We start from the raw sequence: 19,100 nt of genomic DNA, 5'->3' as shown, positions 1-19,100 counted from the left end.
AGGTAAGAAAATGACAAAAATAACAAAGCCAAACGAAGTTAAACGAGACTGGATCGTTGTTGATGCAGCTGGTAAACGTTTTGGTAGATTGCTAACTGAAGTAGCAACTATACTTCGTGGCAAAAACAAACCATGCTTCACGCCAAATGTAGATTGTGGCGACTATGTTATCATCATAAATGCTTCAAAAGTAGAATTTACTGGTAATAACAAAGCTGAAGATAAACTTTATCACAGACACTCAGGATACTTTGGTAGCGTAAAGAGTGAAAAATTTGGCGATTTGATAGCAAATAAGCCAGAAAAACTATTTAAATTAGCTGTTCGTGGAATGCTTCCAAAAACTAAACTTGGAAGAGAGATGATAAAAAAACTAAAAGTTTATGCTGGCAGTGAGCATCCTCATACGGCACAAATAGCTAAAAAAGAAGGAAAATAATTATGGCAAAAGTTTATGCAACTGGTAAAAGAAAAACTGCCGTAGCAAAGGTTTGGATAAAAGCTGGAAGCGGTAAAATCGTAGTAAATGGTATGGATCTTAATACTTGGCTTGGTGGACATGAAGCTATAAAGCTTAAAGTAATTCAGCCACTTCTAGTTACTAAACAAGAGAGTTTAATAGATGTAGTAGCTACAACCTTAGGTGGTGGTTATTCAGCACAAGCTGAGGCTTTAAGACACGGCATTTCACGTGCTTTAGCTGACATGGATGCTGATTTTAGAGCAGCGCTTAAACCAAAAGGCTTGCTAACTAGAGATTCTCGTGTTGTTGAACGTAAGAAATTTGGTAGAAGAAAGGCTAGAAGAAGCCCACAATTCTCTAAACGTTAATGAATTTTTGCAAGTGCTTTTGCATTTGCAAAAATTTAAGTTGTGTAAATTTCAAATTTACATTGTTAATTAAATTATGATTTAGAGTCGGTTAAATTTTATTCAGTTAAAATGTAACCACTTTAAAATAAATCCTAAGAAAGGAATTCTAAATATGAAAAAGATTGCTTTAGCTATTGTTGCCGCAACAGCGGTTTTTGCGTCTAACGCAGCATATAATTATGAAGTTACTCCAACTATTGGTGGTGTTCACCCAGAGGGAAATTTACGTGTAAAAGACCACAACTTCGTTGGTGTTAGAGCTGCTAGAAATCTTGAAGATTTTTTCTTTGACCAAGTAGAGCTTGGTGTTGATTACACTCAAAAAGCAAAAGAAAAAACAGGTAGCTTAACAAGAGAAGGAAGAGTTCTTAGATATCATGCAAATCTTGTAAAAGATATAGTTGATTTTGGACCAGTTAGTCTATATGGCTTAGTTGGTGCTGGTTATGAAGATGTTCCAGCTATTTTTGTTAAAAATGAAGATGGCGGTTTTGGCCAATATGGTTTTGGTTTAAGATATCAAGTAACTGATAGATTCGCTCTTAAAGCAGAAGCAAGAGACGCTATCAAATTTGAACATGCTGATCATAACCTATTCTATTCACTAGGCTTTGGTATCGGTCTTGACTCAAAAGCAGCTCCAGTTGTGGCAGCAGCTCCAGTTGCAGCAGCAACTCCAGCAGCAACTCCAGTTCTTGATGATGATAATGATGGCGTGCCAAATGATATAGATCAATGCCCTAACACTCCAGCTGGCGTGGTTGTTGACGAAAGAGGATGCGAGAAAGTTATCGTTCTTAGAGATCTAGATGTTAACTTTGCATTTGATAGCTACAAAGTTGGACCAAAATATGCAGCTGAGATCAAAAAAGTAGCTGACTTCATGGGCGAACACCCAGATTATAAAGTTGTACTTGCTGGTCACACTGATAGCGTAGGCGCAGAAGCTTATAACCAAAAACTATCTGAAAAAAGAGCAAAAGCTGTAGCTGATGTTCTTGCTGGCTATGGCGTAAGTGAGGATAAAATTTCAACAGTTGGCTACGGTGAGCTTAAACCAATTGCTACAAACAAAACTAAAGAAGGCCGCGCTCAAAATAGACGCGTTGAAGCTACTTTCAATAAATAATCTTAATTGTTTAAAGTTACTTCTTTTTGGGCTTAGCTTCGGCTAGGCCCTTTTTTATTTCTACGGAGAAAATGATGGAAAAAACCATACTTTTTGATTTAGACGGTACACTTATTGACTCAACTTCTGCTATTTTTAAAGGATTTGATAGAGCTTTTTTATCTCATGGCAAAAAAAAGCCAGACCATAATGCATTAAAGTCTTTGGTTGGTCATCCGCTTGAAATAATGTTTGAAAGACTTGGTGCAAGCAAAAATTTAATTGATAGCTATATAAAAGAATATAAAGCTTGCTACGAAAAAATTTATCTTGATGAGACGGTACTCTTAGATTATGCAAGTGAAGCATTGAAGGAGGCAAGTAGCTTTGCTGATATTGGTATAGTTACTACGAAAACTTCAAAATTTTCTATTATCTTGCTTGAGCATTTAGGGGTTATGAAATATATAAAAACTGTTATTGGAAGAGACGATATTGCTAATCCAAAACCAAATCCAGAGCCAATAAATTTGGCTTTAGATAGACTTAATAAAGATAAAAATAATGCATTTATGGTAGGTGATACCATTATGGATCTAATGGCTGCACAAGCTGCCTTTGTTACAGGCGTGGGTCTAACTTGTGGATATGGTCAAAAGAGTGATTTGGAGAAATTTAGTAAACATATTTTCTCAAACCCATTTGAAGCCGTTAGCTTTATAAAAGAGGTTTAATAATCTAATACTCCTAAACTACTTATACTTTAAATTAAATTCAACCTAACGTTTAGCTTGCTTGGTTATAAAATTTACTCCAAAAATTTATTACCTTTGTTTGGCGCAAAATCTTTTTAAAAATATTTATTATGAATTTTTAACATCTAAATTACTTAAATTGATTTTCTTAAAAGCCTACTTTCATAGTAAATTTATCTTATTTAAAATATAAAAATTTATCTAAAATTAGCTAACTTATTGGAGATCATAGATTTAAGATCCTAGCCACTTTTAGAGCGCTTGCAAATGCAAAATGTAAGTTATATCCGCCAAGCATGCCAGTAATATCCAAGACTTCACCAATAAAATAAAGTCCCTTAACGTTAGAAGCTTGTAAATTTTCATCTAAAAATTCACTCTTTATGCCGCCTTTTGTAACTTCCGCTCTTTCAAAGCCAAATGTCCCGGCTGGGGCAAATTCATAAGCAAAAAGCCTTTTTATTATTTGTCTATCATTGTCGTTAAATTCATAAAAGGCTCTGTCTTTTAAGCCAAAATTTTTTAAAAATTCTAGTACAAATCTCTTTGGCAAGGGCAAAACCGAGCTAAGCTGTTTTTTGCCATCTATTAAATTTTTCTCACTAAATTTGGGTAAAAAATTTATGCAAATTCGGCCCTTTTGCCAAAATAGCGAGGCATTTAGTATCGCTGGTCCGCTTATGCCCCTATGTGTAAAAAGTAAGTCCCCACTAAATTTATAGCTCTCATTTTTACTATTTATCTTTACGTCTGCCTTTAGGCTAACGCCACTAAGTTCTTTAAACCAAAACTCATCTTTTTGTACGCTAAATCCAACAAGTGCAGGCGAAAGAGTTGATGTTTCAATGCCAAAATCATTTGCTATTTTATAACCAATGTCGCTTGCGCCAAGAGCTTTATAGCTTAATCCTCCACTTGCAACGACTAAATTTTTGGCTCTAAATTTTTCACTTTTGGTTGAAATTTCAAAAATTTCATCTACTTTTTTAGCGCCAAGAACCTCTTTATTGTAAAAAATTTCTGTATTTTGCCTTTTTAAAAGTACGCTCAAGACGCTCTTTGCGCCACTATCGCAGAAAAATTGATTTTGCTTTTGCTCACTAAATTTAAGCTCGCTAAAAAATTTTAAAACTTGATCTGGAGTCAGCACTTTTAAAATTTGCTCTATAAATTTTTGCTCGCCAAGATAGTTTTTAGCGCTTATGAAGCGGTTTGTGATGTTGCATCTGCCACCACCACTTGCTAGGATTTTTTTGCCAGCACTACTATTTTTTTCTAAGATAGCAATCTTTTTACCCTTTAAATTTGCCCCTAAAAAGAGCCCGCTAGCACCAGCGCCAACGATGATGACGTCATAGATCAAAACTTCAAGCTCTCTTTTAAAGCAGCCTCGCTTGTTAGGCGAGAGTCAAATTTGATCACTTGATTTTTCTCGTTTTTGTAATAATCGACTACGCCTTTTTGGCTATTTAGTAACTCTAAATTTAAGCTTACTTCAGGGCTTAGATAGATATTTTTAAAAATTCTTGGATTGCTTAGGCTAAAGAGCAAAACAAGCCAGATCACGCAAAGCACCACGCAAATGATGGCGAGTACTTTAAAGCCAAAAGCATGCAAGATGTATCCACCAAATGCACCTCCAACAAAGCTTCCTAAATAACCAAATGAATTAAATACACCAAGGGCTGAGCCTTTTTGTGAGGATTTTACAAATTTTGTCGCAGTTGATTGCATGATGGGTTCGTGAAGATTAAATCCTATAAAAAATATAGCAACTCCCAAAACGAAGATAAAAAGCGTAAAACTAATGGCAAAAATAGTGTAGGTTAGGGCAAAAAGCAGCGTACCAGCTATCAAGATGACCTTGCTAAGTCCCTTGCCATCGCCAAGGGCGCCAGCTAGCCCCATAGCCAAAAAGCCAAGCACGGCGCCAAGTGAATAGATCTTGTAAAGCTCGCTGCTTTCGTAACCGTACTCTTTTACTAAAACGATAGGGATCACCAAAAATGCGATGCTTGCTAGCATCTTTTGCATGAAAGAGGTAAAATTTATGATCATGTAGTCTTTTTGTAAAAAAAGCTTACCAAATGGCACTTTTTCACTTTTAGCACTCACTTTTATCTCTTTTGGCACAACAGTGTAAAGAAGTACAATGCAAAGTAGGCTAAGAGCGGCACTTAGATAAAAGAGACTTGAAAGTCCGTAGTCTTTGGCAAGAAGCGGCCCAAGTACCATCGAAAGCGTGAAGCTAAGCCCTATAAAAGCACCCATTATCGCCATGGCTTTTGAACGTTTTTCTTCTGTTATATAGTCACTTATCATCGCAGTCGCAACTGCTCCGATAGCACCTACACCTTGTAAAAATCTACCAAATAGCATGGTAAAAATATCGCTTGTAAGTGCACAAATTATTGAGCCGATGATAAAAACCAAAAGTCCGATCGTTAATGTTTTTTTGCGTCCTATCCTATCCGAGAGCGCTCCAAAAGGTACTTGAAATATCATTTGTGAGATCGCATAGACACCTACTATTAGCCCTACTAAAAACTCGTTTGCTCCGCGTAAGTTTAAGGCATAAAGGCTAAGCACTGGCAAAACTATAAAAAGACCTAAAAATCTGCTTGCTATGATAAAAGATAGTGGTAAAACGCTTTTTAACATAAAATTTTCCTTATTTTTAAAAGGACTAAGTTTATCATTTTAACGCTAATTTAAATTTAAAAATTTAATCTACTTTTTTGTAAAATACGCCCAAAAATCAAGGAGCTCTTGCAATGAAGATCGTGCTTGCGACATCAAATTTAGACAAAGTAAAAGAGATAAAAGAGTTTTTAAAGGGCTATGAAATTTACGCTCTAAGCGAGGTTATAAAGCCATTTGAGATCGTTGAAGATGGCAGCAGCTTTCAGCAAAATGCGCTCATAAAGTCAAGAGCCGTTTTTGCAAAGCTTAAAGAGCAGGGGCTTGATAACGAATTTATCGCTCTTAGCGATGATAGCGGCATTAGCGTGGATGCAATTGGCGGTGAGCCGGGGATTTATTCAGCTCGCTATTTTGACCTTGATGAAAATGGCAAAGTATGCGGCAAAAACGCAAATGACGCAAACAATAGAGCAAAGTTAATTAGCAAGCTAAAGGCACTAAATTTAAAGAGCTCACCAGCTCATTACACCGCCTGTATCGCTATTAGCTCGAAATTTGGTGATTACACGACGCATGGCTTTATGTATGGAAGGGCGATTGATGAGGAGCGTGGCACAAACGGCTTTGGCTATGACGCGCTCTTTATCCCAGATGGCTTTAACAAGACACTTGGCGAGCTAGATAATGAGACAAAGCTTGAAATTTCTCACCGCTCAAAGGGACTTGAGCTTGCAAATTTCGTGCTAAAAAGTCTAAAGAAAAACTTTAGTTAAGCCCATTTAGCCCTTTGTTAGCTCTCTCTAAAAGATCCCGTGCGCGAGGATTTTGCTCTTTTCCATTTAAAATTTCAAGCACTTTTTTGTAGTTTTGGGTAGCTTCGTCCTTTTGATTAAGCTTTGCTAGGTCGTTAGCAAGCTCTACTAAAAGCTCTGATCGCACAAGCTCGTTGCCGCTTAACTCCGGCGTGATATCAAGTAAATTTAGCGCTAAAAGGTGGTTTTCGTGGGCTTTGTCAAAGTCGTTTTTTAGGTAGTAGGCGCTAGCGATACCTTTTATACAGATGAGTTCGTCGTTCATTGGGGAATTTGGCGCGTTGTCATAAATTTTTAGAGCTTCTTGAAAATTAGCAAGTGCTTCGTCGTATCTGCCTAGCGCCTTTTGTGCCGCACCTAGGCTATGATAAGAGCGAGCTAGTAGCAGCTTGTCGCTAACGTTTGCCGCAAGCTCTAGGGCTCTTTTTGAGAGCTCTAACGCCTTTTGTGGCTCTTTATTTACCATGCAAATGCTAGCGCTATTTATGAGCGAAGTGATCGCCTGCTTGGTGTTGCCCTCTTTTAAGCAGACATCAGTCGCTTGCTCGGCTAAATTTATGGCTCTCTCCAAATTTCTATCGCTTTTATAAAACTCCCTCGCACTCTCTTGTATTAGCTCGTCACAGCTACTTGCAAAGAGGCAAATAAGCGCTAAAAATGGCAAAATTTTCTTCATCTTTTTACCTTTAAATTTTTGCCTTATTTTACCTTTTAAAGCGAGAAATTTATATTAACTTTGCTAAAATCACTAAAATTTTAAGGAGCCAAAAATGTCAAATATCTTAATCATCGGAGCAGGTGGCGTGAGCCAAGTCGCGACCGTAAAATGCGCGATGAACTCGGACGTTTTTAGCAAGATCACGCTTGCTAGCCGTACCAAAAGCAAGTGCGACGCGATCGCTAAATTTATCAAAGACCGCTTGGGCGTCGCTATCGACACCGCCCAGATCGACGCGGACGACACCGATGCCGTAGTCGCGCTCATCAAAAAAACGGGCGCCGATTTGCTTTTAAACGTCGCGCTGCCGTATCAGGACCTAACCCTCATGGACGCGTGCTCTCGCGCCGGCATCCCATACATCGACACCGCAAACTACGAGCACCCGGACACCGCCAAATTTGAATACAAGCTGCAGTGGGCGAAGGACGAGGACTTTAAAAAGGCGGACACCATGGCGCTTCTCGGCTCTGGCTTTGATCCGGGAGTGACGAACGTATTTTGCGCCTACGCGCAGCAAAATCTCTTTGACGAGATCGGCGAGATCGACATCCTAGACTGCAACGCAGGCGATCACGGATATCCGTTTGCGACGAATTTTAACCCTGAAATCAACCTGCGCGAAGTAAGCGCAAAGGGCCGCTACTGGGAGCGCGGCGAGTGGAAAGAGACCGAGCCGATGGAGATAATGTTCAAATGGGACTATCCGAAAGTAGGCGTCAAAGATAGCTACCTGCTCTATCACGAGGAGCTCGAAAGCCTTGTTAAAAACATCAAAGGGCTGAAGAGAATCCGCTTTTTCATGACATTCGGACAGAGCTACCTAACCCACATGAAATGCCTAGAAAACGTCGGCATGCTGCGCATCGACGAGGTCGAGCATAACGGCGTGAAAATCGTGCCGATACAGTTTCTAAAGACCTTGCTACCTGACCCTGCAAGCCTCGGTCCTCGCACGAAAGGCAAAACCAACATCGGCTGCGTGATCCGCGGACTCAAAGACAGCAAAGAGCGCCAAGTCTATATCTATAACGTCTGCGACCACGAGGCTTGCTACGCCGAGACGGGCGCGCAGGCGGTGAGCTACACGACGGGCGTGCCTGCGATGATCGGCTCGATGATGGTCGCAAAGGGCATTTGGAGCGGAAAAGGCGTCTTTAACATGGAAAATTTCAACGCCAAGCCTTTCATGGACGAGCTAAATAAGCAGGGCTTGCCGTGGGAGATGATAGAGATGAAACCGGGCGAGAGGTATGAAGTTTAAAATTTAGACTTATTAGGCTTGTCTTTTTCTACTTATACTTCGTTGGTTTTAAATTTTGCTCGGTCATTACCCACTCGGTAACTCCCGTCACAAAATTTAAAACCGCCTCGTCTAAGCGAAAAATACTGCGCCTGATTTTTATTAAATTTAATCTCGGGACGAAATTTACTTCTTCTATTTAGCTACGAGCATAGCGACGTAGAAAACATTTAAAATCATCTCACGATACTTCGCCTTATAATCTTGCATTTAAATTTTACTCGGTCACGTATTTCATATACGCTTCCGTCATAAAATTTAAATCCGTCTTGATTAAGGCAAAAAATACCGCACTTTGCTCTACTGCATTTAAATTTCTAGTTTAAATTTTGCACCGCTTGCATTCAAATTTTACATCAATTTAATTTAAGCTTCCGCACCGAAAAGCGTTTAAATTTAGCTATAATCGCGCAGATCTTATCAATGCAAATTTGAGTAAATTTAAAGCTTCCAATCTCCAGTCGCGCAAACCCTGCGTCCACTCAAATAATAACAAAAGGAAAAATTTGAACTCCTCAAAAACTTCACTATCTTTTTTAGTCGTACTAAGCGCGCTCATGGCATGTACGTCGCTATCTACGGACGTATATCTGCCCGCTATGCCTACGATGGAGCGACAGTTGCATGGCGATGCGGAGCTTACGGTAACGGGCTTTTTGATCGGCTTTGCTACCATGCAGCTCGTTTGGGGGCATATCAGCGATAGGACCGGGCGTAAAATCCCGCTTTTCATCGGTATGGCGCTCTTTGCGATCGGATCAGTAGGATGCGCGATGTCGGACAATATGGCTAGCGTAGTGTTCTGGCGCGTGTTTCAGGCCGTGGGCGCGTGCGTAGGACCGATGCTAAGCAGGGCGATGATTAGCGATCTTTTCGGTAGCTCGCAGGCCGCACAGATGCTCTCTACACTAGTTATCATCATGGCGATAGCGCCGATAGTGGGTCCATTATTGGGCGGCGCGATACTGGAGTTTGGCTCTTGGCACGGGATATTTTGGCTGATGGCGCTAGCTAGCGCGGTTATGTTTGCGATGATTTTTTCTCTGCCAGAGACCTTGCCGCCGCAAAAGCGCTCCACAAAGCCCATCGTATCGTCTTTTAGAAACTATCTAATATTATTGCAAGACGCTAAATTTATGCGATACACTCTTAGCGTGACGTTTTTCTACGTAGCCGTCTATGCCTTTATCACAGGCTCATCGTTTGTATATATCGATTATTTCGGCATTCCTAGCAAATACTACGGATTTTTATTCGGCATAAACATCGTGGGCGTCATGGCGCTAAGTTTCGTAAATAAAAAGCTGGTAAAGCGCTATGCGCTAAATCACTTGCTCATAGTCTCCACTCTCGTTGCCACGCTTGCTGCCGGCGTGCTGTTTGCGTTTGCGTTTTTCAAAACGGGCGGAGTTCTTGGCGTGATAATCCCGATGTTTTTCGTTTTTAGCATGAACGGCATTATAGCTTCTTGCTCCAATGCCGCCGCTCTTGATAGCGTGCCGCAGGAGATGAAGGGCTCGGCCGCTGCGCTCATCGGCTCGCTGCAATACGGCAGCGGCATCCTTTTACTTTTTACCGTTTTTTGTGCGATGCTTGCGGCGTTTTCTGCAGGTACGCCGCGAGTGATGTCTTGGATCATAGCTCTGTTTGTTTGGCTAAGCGCGCTCGCGGCGTATTTTAATAAATAAATTTAGCCTTGCGAATTTGACTCAAATTTTGGTCAAATTCGTAAAATTTCGGTCGCCAAAGCCAAAAATCAAATTTAACGCTGGCGGGTCGAGACAAATTTTACTTTTTCTTATTTTCGCTTTTTTGCGCGCTTAGCGCCTCAAATTTCTGCTTTAAATTTTAAAAACTTCGTGCTTGGATAGCTCGTATTTGTCGTATATCACGGCATTATCATCGCCGGTAGGCTGCATGAGGTCGTATGCTAGCCCACCTTTTTTAAATTTTATATTAAAAACACTAATTCTGCGTTTGGCGTCTATCTCGGGGATGCCTCGTCTATATATTTAAAATAAAATTTCGCATTCTTGCCGCCCTTTTGTATGAAAAATCCGTCATCTTCGATTTTTCGGTATCACAGAATAAGAAACTAGGATAAAGAGGTACTTCGGCGCAAGCTAACTTACTGGCGCCGAATTTGAAAGTTATTTTATCACTGCTTCAAAGCTAACATCTACATCTGGATAGCTTTTTCCGCCATGAAATGGTTTGGCAGCAGCAGCAAATTTATCAAAGCTCTCATTTAACTTCAAATCATTTACAAGATCAACTGAAAATTTTACCATTAGCTTGCCATTTTGCACTTCATATTTTGTTTTAAAAATTTTTGAATTGCCATTTATGCTAAGCTCAACATCCATTTCTCCGGCTTTATCATCGCCATTTACGGCTACGATCTTGCCATCTACTGCCTTGCCATCGAAAATAATGCCAATCCTTTTATCGCGATCAGGTAACTTTGTATCGATATCTTTTGGCTCAAGCTTAAATTCAAAGCTCTTTAAAAAATCAGCAAAATTTGCATTTTCTTGACTTTTAAAATTTATTGTTTTAAAAGTACCTAGTACGGCTGTTTTATTTGCTAGCTTGTAGCCAGTAAATGTTACCTTTGGTTCACCTTCTACGCTAAATGCAAGAGCTGAAACTGTAAAAAATGAAGCTGCTAAAGCAACAGAAGTAAGTTTATTCATAAAGAATCCTTTTTATAATATTGATAATAAATATCGCAAATTATATATCCACTTACTTCAAAAAAGACTTAAAAACTCTTTTTAATTAATGAATAAATTTTTAATATCTTCTTACTCTGGATCATCGCTAAAATCGTTATCCCTAAAGATTGCATAAAAATTTATGAGCCAAAAAACAAAAGCGATTGCTATGAGTGTTGCTGGTAAATGAATATAAAATCCACTCCAAAAATAAGCAAAAATACCTCTACTAACGCCAGCTAAAAGAACTAAAATAAAAGCAACCTTACTAAGGCGTAAAAACTCAAGCTCTTGTCCGCTGTGACGAAGTCCTGCGACATTAAATATAAGTATCACGCTAAAAATTACCGCATTTATCGCTATTAGATGCATAAAATTTGTTTCAAGATGGAGCCCAAAAATACCGCTAAAGCCGATACCTAAAAACCCAATCGCTAAAAATAGTTGCATAAAATAGTATAAAAGCACAAAGCTATGCCTAAAAAGCTCTTTATAGTGCCACTCTTTAAGCTTTGCAAGTACCGCACTTCCGCAAGCTATCGCAGCATAATAGACACCTAAGCTTGCTTCAAAAAATATATTTAAAAGCAAAAAAGCACAAACGCAGCAGATAGCGATATTTTTATAGATAAAATTTGGCACAAAAACAGCTTCATCCATGCCTTTTTCTCTTTTTAGTGCTTCTTTCCCAAGTACGACACTAACGCGGTAAGAGATGAGTAAGATAGCGATCACGTGGATAAAAACTTGTAAATTTAGAAATTTTTCATTGCCACTTATTAGATAATAAATTTCAAAGCTTAAAATGCCAAACAAAAAGCCAAGTACGCCAAATTGATCATCATTTTTATCTCGCCAGATCATATAAAGGCAAAGCAAAACCAAGTAAAGCCAAAAAAGAGCGATAAAGTAGTGTGCTAAAAATAGGCTAAAAAATGCTAAGATAAAGCTTATGAAAAAGAGTGAAAATAATATATAGGCGTGTATTTTTAAAGATGCTTGAAAATTTGTCCAATCAGTTAGTCCAGTTAGCAAAAATCCAGCATAAGCAAGCGCTAAAAAAAGTTGCAAAAATATAAATTTATGCAAACTCACAAAATCAGTTGGAGTAAAAAACACACTAGCACCAAGCACCGCACAGGCGGCACTCATTAAGAAAAATATCCTCATAGGATGAGTAAAAAAGTTATTAATCATAATAAATTTGCCCTTTAAAATTTTCATCTATTGTTTTGCTAATAAATGCAAAATCACGGTTTTTAAAAGCCTCATCTAAAATAAGCTTTTTTTGTATGACCGCACCTTTACTTGATAGGAAATAAATTCTATTTGACATCTTTACAGCTTCCATTCTATCGTGTGTGACGAGAACTACGCTCATACCTTCACTTACTCTTTGTCCAATAATTTCAATTAAAATTTCTTTCATATCATAATCAAGTCCAGAAAAAGGCTCATCCATCAAAAGTAGATCAGGTTTTGTCACGACCGCTCTTACGAAAGCAACCCTTTGCCTCATACCGCCGCTTAGTTCGCTTGGGTATTTTAAAGTGTCCTTTTGGTTTAATCCAACCTTTTTAAAAAGCTCTAAAACAGCGTTAACATCTGGTTTATCCATAACCAAAAGCACATTTTCAAGAGCATTTTTCCATGTAAGTAGGCGATTTTCTTGAAAAAAATATGTAGTCTTTTTAAAGCTATTAAAAATTTTTCCTTTTCTAGGCTCATTTAGTCCGCTAATAAGCCGAAGTATCGTCGTTTTGCCACATCCAGATGGCCCAAAAAGCGTCACTACCTCGCCACCTTTTACATTTAGGCTAAAATTCCTTACGACCTTATCTCTTAAAATTTCATACTCTACATTTTTAAGCTCAAGCATCATCTTCTCCAAGGCATCAAAGCTATTTTTAGTGGCTCGATGATGAGGTATTCAAAGAGCATGATAAGAGTGATGCTTAAAAGAACATATGCCATTACCTCGGTTGTTTCAAGCATTGCCCTTGCATTTGCTATCTTTGCTCCCATGCCGTTATTTGCACCTAGTAGCTCAGCCATTATGACTATCTTTACACCCATTGCGACAGCTACGCTAATAGAGCTTATTATGTAGCTCGTAAGATGTGGGATATAAAGGTGTCTTATCTTTTTTAAAATTCCTAGATTATAAGCGTCAAACATCTCTTTTAGCTCCTCATCTACGCTACTCATAGCAACTGCTGAGCTTGCAAAAGTAAGCGGTAAAACGGTTATAAAGATAGTAAAAACGGTGCTAAAATTTCCAAATCCAAACCAAAAAATAGCAAGCACTATCCAAATAATTGGTGGCATTGACAAAAGCAAGGTTATAACAGGCTTTAAAAAGGCCGCAAAACTTTTAAAACTACCTGCTATTAGCCCTAGAAATATACCAAAAAATGTTGCCGAGCAAACTCCGATCAGTGATCTGCAAAGCGTTATATTTATCTCGCTGTTTTTGTAATCTTTTAAAATTTCACAGGCTTTTAAAAATACATCTTTTGGTGGCGGAAGTAGGAGTGGGGAGCTAAACTCGCTTCCCACTTGCCAAATGGCTAAGATCAAAAAAACTACGGCAAATCCGCTAAATCCGCCCCAAAAATAGTCAATTATTTTTAAAAAGCTTGAGCGATCTTTTTTGATGCCATCAATTAGTATCATAAAAATAGACCTTTATCTGGCATCTTGCCGCCTAGAAATTTTGGATTAAACTGATAAATTTCTTCAAAAAATGTCATGATCTCATTTTGCAGTTCATTTGCTTTTGTTACTGTTAGATTTGCCTTATCAAAAGCATTTGCAAGTGCTACTTCTGGAGCTGGCAAGTAGCTTGAACCTATCTTTGCTGCGCTTTGCTTGTTTTCAAGTATCCATGAAAGTGCATTTTTAAGATCGCTATGAAGCGTGTCAAATAGACTTAAGTTTTTCTCATAAAAGCCTCTTTCTACGATAATGCCAGCCATTGGGATTATTGGCTTTGTGCCAAAGCTCTCGCCCCAAATTTTTGGAAAATCAACTGAGTAATGCACGCTAACGCCTGCTTTTTTACCGCGCAAAATAGTCGCTTCACCAAGAGGTTGTGGAACTATTAAAATGTCAAAATCTTTTTGTAAAAATAAAAGCAAAGCCTCAGGCGGCGTTGCTGTATAGGTGATGTCTATCTTGCTAACGTCTATGCCTCTCTTCTTGCAAAGCGCTCTTAAAACAAGATCAGGCATGTCGCCTCGAAATGGCATGACTAGCTTTTTGCCTACAAAATCTTCTAAATTTTTGATCTTTTCATCCTTGACCATAGCGTTCATTACGCCAAGAGTTAGTAAATTTAACATCGCAAAATCAAGCCCTTGATTTCTTAAATTTGCAGCGACATTTGATGGTGACATCGTGACTTTAATATCTCCACTAGCCACGCCTGCACGAAGCTGATCTGGTGTTTTCCAGATATTTAGACTTACATCATAAGTTTTATTTAACTCGCCTTGCAATGCAGCAACCGCCATGATAACGCTTGGGATCGCTGGTGCGCCCCACATAGTAAAGCTCTCTTTTGCAAATAAATTTGGCGCAAATGCGCTAACGCCTAAAGCTGTGCTAAGTCCTAAAAATTTTCTTCTATCTAACATCTTTTTCTCCTTTAAAAACTGCTGTGAAAGCTAATGAAAAATGTCCTGCCAGGGGCATGAACGACTACTGGATCAAGTGCTGCTACGTGATCACCACTAATAAATTCTGCATAATCTTTGTCAAATAAATTTGCTACACCAAATCTTATGCCAACTTTATTTTTAAACTCTACGCCACCATAAAGATCAAGCAAACCAAATCCTTTTGCGGCCTCTTTTTTGTCGATACCTAGGCCATTTTGCTTGCTAAAATCGCCTCTAGTTTGCTTTGAAACTAGCCTTAGTGCAGTGCCAAGATTATAGCTACCAAAGCTTGCATAGTCTTTGTAGTCAAATGCGAAATTTGCCTCAAAAGGCCTTATTTGATAAAGCGGCCTGCCGTCGGTTTTGTTTTGTCCGTAGTTGTAGTAAAGTGAGCTTTTTAAGCCAAAGTGCCTTGCAAAGCTATATTCTGTATTGAAATTTACACTATAAAGCGTTGCATCAACGTTTCTTGAGATGACAGCATTTTTATTTAGTGGCATGGCAGCTTTTGAGTGACGTCTATCAAAAATAATCAAATTTTTAACGCTATCAGCGATGAAATGTCCTCCAAAGCTAAAAGCATCTTTGTTTTGCAAAGAGTTTAGGTATTCTTTGTAAAACTGGCTACCAAATTTAAAGCCAAGAACCGCTCTATTGTGTCTTTCTGGCTCTAAATTTGGATCTGCTATCCAGCCGTTATCGCCTGCGCCATAAAGTGCGTTAAAACGCTCCATATTGCTTGGCAAGCGAGATAAGCTTTCAAGTTTTGCAAAGTAGCTATCCTTGTCGTTTGGTGTAAATTTATATTTTAAACTTGCGCTAAAAGCGTCTTTTTTGATCTTGTCACTTACGTCCTCACCGTAAATTTGACGAACTAATTTGCGAGTGGTATTAGGTGCGATCGGATTTGGCACAAAAAATTTAGTGTCGATGCCATTTAATTTACTTCTTTGCTCTTCATATTTTAAGGCAAGAGAAGCTTCATTTGCTTCATTAAATTTATAAGCAAGTGTGTCAAAGAGCATAAATTTATCATTTCTAACATCAGCAAATCTGTATCCGTTAAAGACCCAGTTGTTGCCTTGCTTCATGTATCTTTTGCCGTCATGTTTATCTTTTTCAAAGCCAGCGCCTATTTGATTGTGAAAGCTTGAAAAATCAACATCATACTTTAAATTTGCCTCAAATATATTCCTTTTTAAATCCACTTTCACATTTGGAGTGGCATCTCTTAGATGAAAATTATCAGCTTTTCGCTCAACCTTTTTTAGGATAAGTTCAAAATTTAACGTATTTGAAAGATCTTCTTCGCCTAAGCGAATATTTAGTTTGCCAACTTTTCTTGTCGTTTTAAAAGCATCCATCGCATGTTCTGGCCTGCTTATCTTTATCAATATTATCCCTTAAAAACGTAAGTCTAAGCTCACTAAGATCATTTGGCACGAAGCCTAAGATAGCGCTTTGGCCTTGCCTATTGTAGCCATAGTCCCATCTTTTGCCACTTCCATCTTTATAATTATTTGCTTTGGTGAAATTTGCATTTAAAATGGTATAAAAATTTGCGCCGCGATATTTAAAAAGCGATGAGTTGTAAAAGCTTTTACCATACATTCCAGCTGAGATATGAAATATATCAGTTGAGTTATCAAGCAAATTTGTAACAAATGGATATTCGCTTCTTTGAGTGCGGTCAAATTGATTTTCCACAAAGGCGCTTTGTGCAACGTTTGGCGTGATGACTGGCGGCGGAGCAAATTCTCTAATAGGCTTTATAATGTCTAAATTTGCTTCATTTGCTAGAAGCAGTGATGAAAGAACTGCTAGGCTTAAAATGGGCCTCATGTAAACTCCTTTTAAAGATATAATTATGATTTCTTTTATCAGAATTGTAGTAGCAAAACCCTTTATAAAAGTTGATGTAAGTCATCCTTTAAATTTTTAATCCATATTTACGAACTTAGTGTAGATAAAATGCTTAATTTTATTTTTGTAAGAGTAGCTAAACGGAGTAAATTTAATGTGAAAAATGTATAAAATTTTGATAATTGTTATATAAAATTTTAAATCATAGGTTGATTTAATTAGGCTCTAAAATTATTAAGCCTATCTCTTAGCTCTTTTGAAATGGTAAATTTTGAGAGTTCATATTTATCAAAAATGATGATCAAATCATCACCTAGTGGTTGCACTAATCCAAAGCAAGCATCTCTATCAAGACGGTTTTTCTTAAATTTTACACTCAAAGTTTCAACTTTTTTCTTATTACCAAAGCCCTTAATGGCGATCTCGTCGATATCCTTAAAGTAAAATTTTATGCTTTTTGAGCCTTTAGTGATGATAAATCCATCATCTTCAATACGTAAAAAGTTATTTTGTAAAATTTTTCTGATACAAAAGAACGCTGAGAGAGCGCCAATGATGATGCCAAAGAGAGACGCTGCGCCAAGAGCTAGATAAAGGTAGCCAATGATGCTAAAGGCAAAAAGTCCAAGCCCAAATGTTAGCGCCCAAAAAACATCTTTTTTACTCTCTTTTGTTATCATCATTTTTCCTTTTAAGCTAAAATTCCAGCACCATTTATCGCTTGGCTGCGCTCTTTTGCATAAATTCTCTCGCCATTTATCACGTCATATTTCCAGATCGGCGCATTTGCCTTAAAGTCCTCGACAAATTCGTTTATGAGCCTTAGCGCGACCTTTCTTTGAGGGCTCACAACGCCTGCAACATAAGAGCTCGTATGCACGGCCACATCGCCTTTTGAGTGAGCAAAGAGTACGTAGGCATTTTCTTTTTTGGCTCGCTCCTGCCAAGCATCTAGCCATTTTTTAAGTATTGGCTCATAGATATCAAAGCTAAGCGCCGAAATACCACCTTCTTCTCTTACGATTCCAACAAAAGTGATGAGCGCACCGCAGTTTTTATCCTTAAAGCGTTCATACCACTCGTTTGTGATGCTTTGAACATCCAAACTTCCATTATAAATTTGCATCTTAGCCCCCACAAACTGGCGGTAATATAGAAATTTTATCGCCTGATTTAAGAGCGAAATTTATATCGCTTACGATCTCGTCATTTACGGCAACCGCACAGATATTTAGCCATTTTTTTAGCTCCTCTTTATCGCTTAAAGCCGCTTTTACTTCGCCTAAATTTTTTGCTTCTATTTTTATATTCTCGAGTCCGATAGGCCCAAGAAATTCGATTTCTATCACATTTTATCCTTTGAAATTTTTGCTGATTTTACTTAAAAATAAATTTAGATATACTTATTTGAAAATTTAAAAAGCGAGAAAAAATGAACGAAATTTTTAAAAATATAAAAACCCCAGCCTATGTCTGCGAAGAGGCAAAAGTACGTAAAAATTTGGAGCTTTTAAAATATGTCAAAGAACAAAGTGGAGCCAAAATTTTAGTAGCACTTAAGGGCTTTGCATTTAGCGGAGTGATGGATATGGTGGGCTCTTATCTTGACGGAGCGACTTGCAGCGGGCTTCATGAGGCAAAATTTGCAAACGAATACGTAAAAGGCGAGATTCATACTTATAGTCCAGCCTTTAAGGACGAGGATTTTGATGAAATTTTAAAAATTTCAAAGCACATTACATTTAACTCTTTTGCGCAGTGGCAAAAATTCAAGGGTATTGCCCTGCAAAACGGCATTATCTGCGGCCTAAGAGTCAATCCAGAGGTCTCACTAGCCCCAACTGACAGCTACAATCCATGCGGTAAATTTAGCAGGCTTGGCATTACAAGGGCAAATTTTAAGCCCGAGCTTCTTAATGGCATTAGTGGGCTTCATTTTCACGCACTTTGCGAGGAGAGTGCAAGCAGCTTGCAGATTGTACTGGAGGCATTTGAAGAGAAATTTGGCGAGTTTATACCAAAGATGAAGTGGATAAATATGGGTGGCGGCCACCACATCACGAGGGCTGATTACGACGTGGAGCTGCTTATAAAGATAATTAGGCGCTTTCGCGAAAAGTACGGCGTAGAGGTCTATCTGGAGCCTGGCGAGGCTGTGGGCTGGCAGACTGGCTTTTTGATAAGCAGCGTGCTTGACATCGTGCACAACGAGAAAGATATCGCCATCCTTGACACCTCAGCTGAGGCGCACATGCCAGATACCGTGCTCATGCCTTACCGCCCAGCCGTTAGAGGCGAGAGTGAAAACGGCAAATTTGCTTATAGATTTGGCGGCAATACCTGCTTAGCAGGTGATATAGTAGGGCTTGAAGCGGGCGACGCGGAGTATAAATTTGATAGTGAACTAAAAATCGGCGACCGCATCATCTTTGAAGATCAAATTCACTACACCATCGTAAAAAATACGACATTTAACGGCATTAAACTGCCTGATTTAGTGCTTTTAAAAGAAAATGGCGAGATTAAAATGATCCGCGAATTCGGATATGAAGAGTATAAACGCAGAAACTAATCACTAGTATTGCGGTTAGCTTTTGGCTGCTAAATGCTAAAAGTTCATTTATATGTATGTCTATAAAATTTTAT

21 protein-coding genes are annotated in these 19,100 nt (G+C 38.5%); 8 read left to right on the top strand and 13 right to left on the bottom strand.

The window, feature by feature from the left end; translation table 11 throughout:
• The first annotated feature begins 10 nt into the window (after window positions 1-10).
• The 4 genes from rplM (at window position 11) to TH67_RS00725 (ending at window position 2,715) form a co-directional block, all read left to right on the top strand.
• On the top strand, window positions 11-439 hold the full coding sequence (gene rplM, locus TH67_RS00740; protein ID WP_002939292.1) for a 50S ribosomal protein L13: 429 nt from the start codon (window positions 11-13) through the stop codon (window positions 437-439).
• Window positions 440-441: 2 nt separating this feature from the next.
• Window positions 442-831 (top strand): 30S ribosomal protein S9, encoded by a 390-nt coding sequence (gene rpsI / locus TH67_RS00735; RefSeq protein ID WP_021084780.1) that lies wholly within the window; start codon window positions 442-444, stop codon window positions 829-831.
• A gap of 154 nt (window positions 832-985) precedes the next feature.
• The gene (locus tag TH67_RS00730; RefSeq protein ID WP_072593926.1) at window positions 986-2,002 is read left to right on the top strand and encodes an OmpA family protein; all 1,017 of its coding nucleotides are present in this window, start codon (window positions 986-988) and stop codon (window positions 2,000-2,002) included.
• 74 nt (window positions 2,003-2,076) lie between these two features.
• Window positions 2,077-2,715 (top strand): HAD family hydrolase, encoded by a 639-nt coding sequence (locus TH67_RS00725; RefSeq protein ID WP_072593925.1) that lies wholly within the window; start codon window positions 2,077-2,079, stop codon window positions 2,713-2,715.
• Between the two features lie 247 nt (window positions 2,716-2,962).
• On the opposite strand, the gene TH67_RS00720 is transcribed toward TH67_RS00725, so the two are convergent.
• Window positions 2,963-4,099, bottom strand: a complete 1,137-nt coding sequence (locus TH67_RS00720) for an NAD(P)/FAD-dependent oxidoreductase (protein ID WP_072593924.1) — start codon at window positions 4,097-4,099, stop codon at window positions 2,963-2,965.
• Window positions 4,096-5,397, bottom strand: coding sequence for an MFS transporter (locus TH67_RS00715; RefSeq protein ID WP_072593923.1), 1,302 nt, complete (start codon window positions 5,395-5,397; stop codon window positions 4,096-4,098). Before TH67_RS00715 ends, TH67_RS00720 begins: the two co-directional genes overlap by 4 nt.
• A gap of 113 nt (window positions 5,398-5,510) precedes the next feature.
• On the opposite strand from TH67_RS00715, the gene TH67_RS00710 reads away from it, so the two are divergent.
• Window positions 5,511-6,152, top strand: a complete 642-nt coding sequence (locus TH67_RS00710; RefSeq protein WP_072593922.1) for a non-canonical purine NTP pyrophosphatase — start codon at window positions 5,511-5,513, stop codon at window positions 6,150-6,152.
• Here the strand turns inward: TH67_RS00710 and TH67_RS00705 are convergent.
• Window positions 6,145-6,867 carry a tetratricopeptide repeat protein gene (locus TH67_RS00705; protein ID WP_072593921.1) on the bottom strand — a complete coding sequence of 241 codons (723 nt, stop codon included), beginning with the start codon at window positions 6,865-6,867 and terminating at the stop codon, window positions 6,145-6,147. The two genes, TH67_RS00710 and TH67_RS00705, sit on opposite strands and share 8 nt — an antisense overlap.
• Before the next feature lie 94 nt (window positions 6,868-6,961).
• Here TH67_RS00705 and TH67_RS00700 point away from each other — a divergent pair, with 94 nt between their 5' ends.
• Both TH67_RS00700 and TH67_RS00695 read left to right on the top strand, forming a co-directional pair.
• Window positions 6,962-8,173 (top strand): saccharopine dehydrogenase family protein, encoded by a 1,212-nt coding sequence (locus TH67_RS00700; protein WP_072593920.1) that lies wholly within the window; start codon window positions 6,962-6,964, stop codon window positions 8,171-8,173.
• Between the two features lie 545 nt (window positions 8,174-8,718).
• Complete coding sequence (locus TH67_RS00695) at window positions 8,719-9,900, top strand: multidrug effflux MFS transporter (RefSeq protein WP_072593919.1); 1,182 nt, start codon at window positions 8,719-8,721, stop codon at window positions 9,898-9,900.
• A 462-nt stretch (window positions 9,901-10,362) separates the two neighbouring features.
• Here the strand turns inward: TH67_RS00695 and TH67_RS00685 are convergent, their stop codons facing one another.
• The 10 genes from TH67_RS00685 to TH67_RS00645 form a co-directional block, all read right to left on the bottom strand.
• Window positions 10,363-10,908, bottom strand: a complete 546-nt coding sequence (locus tag TH67_RS00685) for a hypothetical protein (protein WP_072593918.1) — start codon at window positions 10,906-10,908, stop codon at window positions 10,363-10,365.
• 111 nt (window positions 10,909-11,019) lie between these two features.
• Complete coding sequence (locus TH67_RS00680) at window positions 11,020-12,126, bottom strand: NnrS family protein (protein ID WP_072593917.1); 1,107 nt, start codon at window positions 12,124-12,126, stop codon at window positions 11,020-11,022.
• Window positions 12,119-12,808, bottom strand: coding sequence for an ABC transporter ATP-binding protein (locus TH67_RS00675; protein ID WP_072593916.1), 690 nt, complete (start codon window positions 12,806-12,808; stop codon window positions 12,119-12,121). Before TH67_RS00675 ends, TH67_RS00680 begins: the two co-directional genes overlap by 8 nt.
• A complete protein-coding gene (locus tag TH67_RS00670) occupies window positions 12,808-13,605 on the bottom strand; it encodes an ABC transporter permease (protein ID WP_054196111.1) in 798 nt (265 codons plus the stop codon). The genes TH67_RS00675 and TH67_RS00670 overlap by 1 nt, the downstream gene beginning before the upstream one ends.
• A complete protein-coding gene (locus tag TH67_RS00665; RefSeq protein WP_072593915.1) occupies window positions 13,602-14,567 on the bottom strand; it encodes an ABC transporter substrate-binding protein in 966 nt (321 codons plus the stop codon). The genes TH67_RS00670 and TH67_RS00665 overlap by 4 nt, the downstream gene beginning before the upstream one ends.
• Before the next feature lie 11 nt (window positions 14,568-14,578).
• Window positions 14,579-15,985, bottom strand: a complete 1,407-nt coding sequence (locus TH67_RS00660) for a TonB-dependent receptor domain-containing protein (RefSeq protein ID WP_257638001.1) — start codon at window positions 15,983-15,985, stop codon at window positions 14,579-14,581.
• A complete protein-coding gene (locus TH67_RS10510; protein ID WP_257638000.1) occupies window positions 15,942-16,433 on the bottom strand; it encodes a hypothetical protein in 492 nt (163 codons plus the stop codon). The genes TH67_RS00660 and TH67_RS10510 overlap by 44 nt, the downstream gene beginning before the upstream one ends.
• Before the next feature lie 239 nt (window positions 16,434-16,672).
• On the bottom strand, window positions 16,673-17,134 hold the full coding sequence (locus tag TH67_RS00655; protein ID WP_072593914.1) for a molybdate transport repressor: 462 nt from the start codon (window positions 17,132-17,134) through the stop codon (window positions 16,673-16,675).
• Window positions 17,135-17,145: 11 nt separating this feature from the next.
• Complete coding sequence (locus TH67_RS00650) at window positions 17,146-17,580, bottom strand: molybdopterin synthase catalytic subunit (RefSeq protein WP_072593913.1); 435 nt, start codon at window positions 17,578-17,580, stop codon at window positions 17,146-17,148.
• Between the two features lies 1 nt (window position 17,581).
• A complete protein-coding gene (locus TH67_RS00645; protein ID WP_072593912.1) occupies window positions 17,582-17,803 on the bottom strand; it encodes a MoaD/ThiS family protein in 222 nt (73 codons plus the stop codon).
• An 83-nt stretch (window positions 17,804-17,886) separates the two neighbouring features.
• Here TH67_RS00645 and nspC point away from each other — a divergent pair, with 83 nt between their 5' ends.
• Window positions 17,887-19,026, top strand: a complete 1,140-nt coding sequence (nspC, locus tag TH67_RS00640; protein ID WP_072593911.1) for a carboxynorspermidine decarboxylase — start codon at window positions 17,887-17,889, stop codon at window positions 19,024-19,026.
• The last annotated feature ends 74 nt before the right edge of the window (window positions 19,027-19,100 follow it).

Origin of the sequence: Campylobacter concisus (genome assembly GCF_001891085.1) — a bacterium.
In the GTDB taxonomy this organism is placed as follows: Bacteria; Campylobacterota; Campylobacteria; order Campylobacterales; family Campylobacteraceae; genus Campylobacter_A; species Campylobacter_A concisus_O.
Note: the sequence above shows the minus strand (reverse complement) of the source record. Positions and strands in the feature narration are given on the sequence as shown.

Excerpts from the sequence above, each read along its gene's own strand:
- TH67_RS00715 (WP_072593923.1), bottom strand. The coding sequence starts at position 5,397 with ATGTTAAAAAGCGTTTTACCACTATCTTTTATCATAGCAAGCAGATTT.
- TH67_RS00665 (WP_072593915.1), bottom strand. The coding sequence starts at position 14,567 with ATGTTAGATAGAAGAAAATTTTTAGGACTTAGCACAGCTTTAGGCGTT.
- TH67_RS00730 (WP_072593926.1), top strand. The coding sequence starts at position 986 with ATGAAAAAGATTGCTTTAGCTATTGTTGCCGCAACAGCGGTTTTTGCG.
- TH67_RS00675 (WP_072593916.1), bottom strand. The coding sequence starts at position 12,808 with ATGCTTGAGCTTAAAAATGTAGAGTATGAAATTTTAAGAGATAAGGTC.
- TH67_RS10510 (WP_257638000.1), bottom strand. The coding sequence starts at position 16,433 with ATGAGGCCCATTTTAAGCCTAGCAGTTCTTTCATCACTGCTTCTAGCA.
- TH67_RS00725 (WP_072593925.1), top strand. The coding sequence starts at position 2,077 with ATGGAAAAAACCATACTTTTTGATTTAGACGGTACACTTATTGACTCA.
- TH67_RS00700 (WP_072593920.1), top strand. The coding sequence starts at position 6,962 with ATGTCAAATATCTTAATCATCGGAGCAGGTGGCGTGAGCCAAGTCGCG.
- TH67_RS00710 (WP_072593922.1), top strand. The coding sequence starts at position 5,511 with ATGAAGATCGTGCTTGCGACATCAAATTTAGACAAAGTAAAAGAGATA.
- TH67_RS00685 (WP_072593918.1), bottom strand. The coding sequence starts at position 10,908 with ATGAATAAACTTACTTCTGTTGCTTTAGCAGCTTCATTTTTTACAGTT.
- TH67_RS00680 (WP_072593917.1), bottom strand. The coding sequence starts at position 12,126 with ATGATTAATAACTTTTTTACTCATCCTATGAGGATATTTTTCTTAATG.
- TH67_RS00655 (WP_072593914.1), bottom strand. The coding sequence starts at position 17,134 with ATGATAACAAAAGAGAGTAAAAAAGATGTTTTTTGGGCGCTAACATTT.
- rplM (WP_002939292.1), top strand. The coding sequence starts at position 11 with ATGACAAAAATAACAAAGCCAAACGAAGTTAAACGAGACTGGATCGTT.
- TH67_RS00670 (WP_054196111.1), bottom strand. The coding sequence starts at position 13,605 with ATGATACTAATTGATGGCATCAAAAAAGATCGCTCAAGCTTTTTAAAA.
- rpsI (WP_021084780.1), top strand. The coding sequence starts at position 442 with ATGGCAAAAGTTTATGCAACTGGTAAAAGAAAAACTGCCGTAGCAAAG.
- nspC (WP_072593911.1), top strand. The coding sequence starts at position 17,887 with ATGAACGAAATTTTTAAAAATATAAAAACCCCAGCCTATGTCTGCGAA.
- TH67_RS00650 (WP_072593913.1), bottom strand. The coding sequence starts at position 17,580 with ATGCAAATTTATAATGGAAGTTTGGATGTTCAAAGCATCACAAACGAG.
- TH67_RS00705 (WP_072593921.1), bottom strand. The coding sequence starts at position 6,867 with ATGAAGAAAATTTTGCCATTTTTAGCGCTTATTTGCCTCTTTGCAAGT.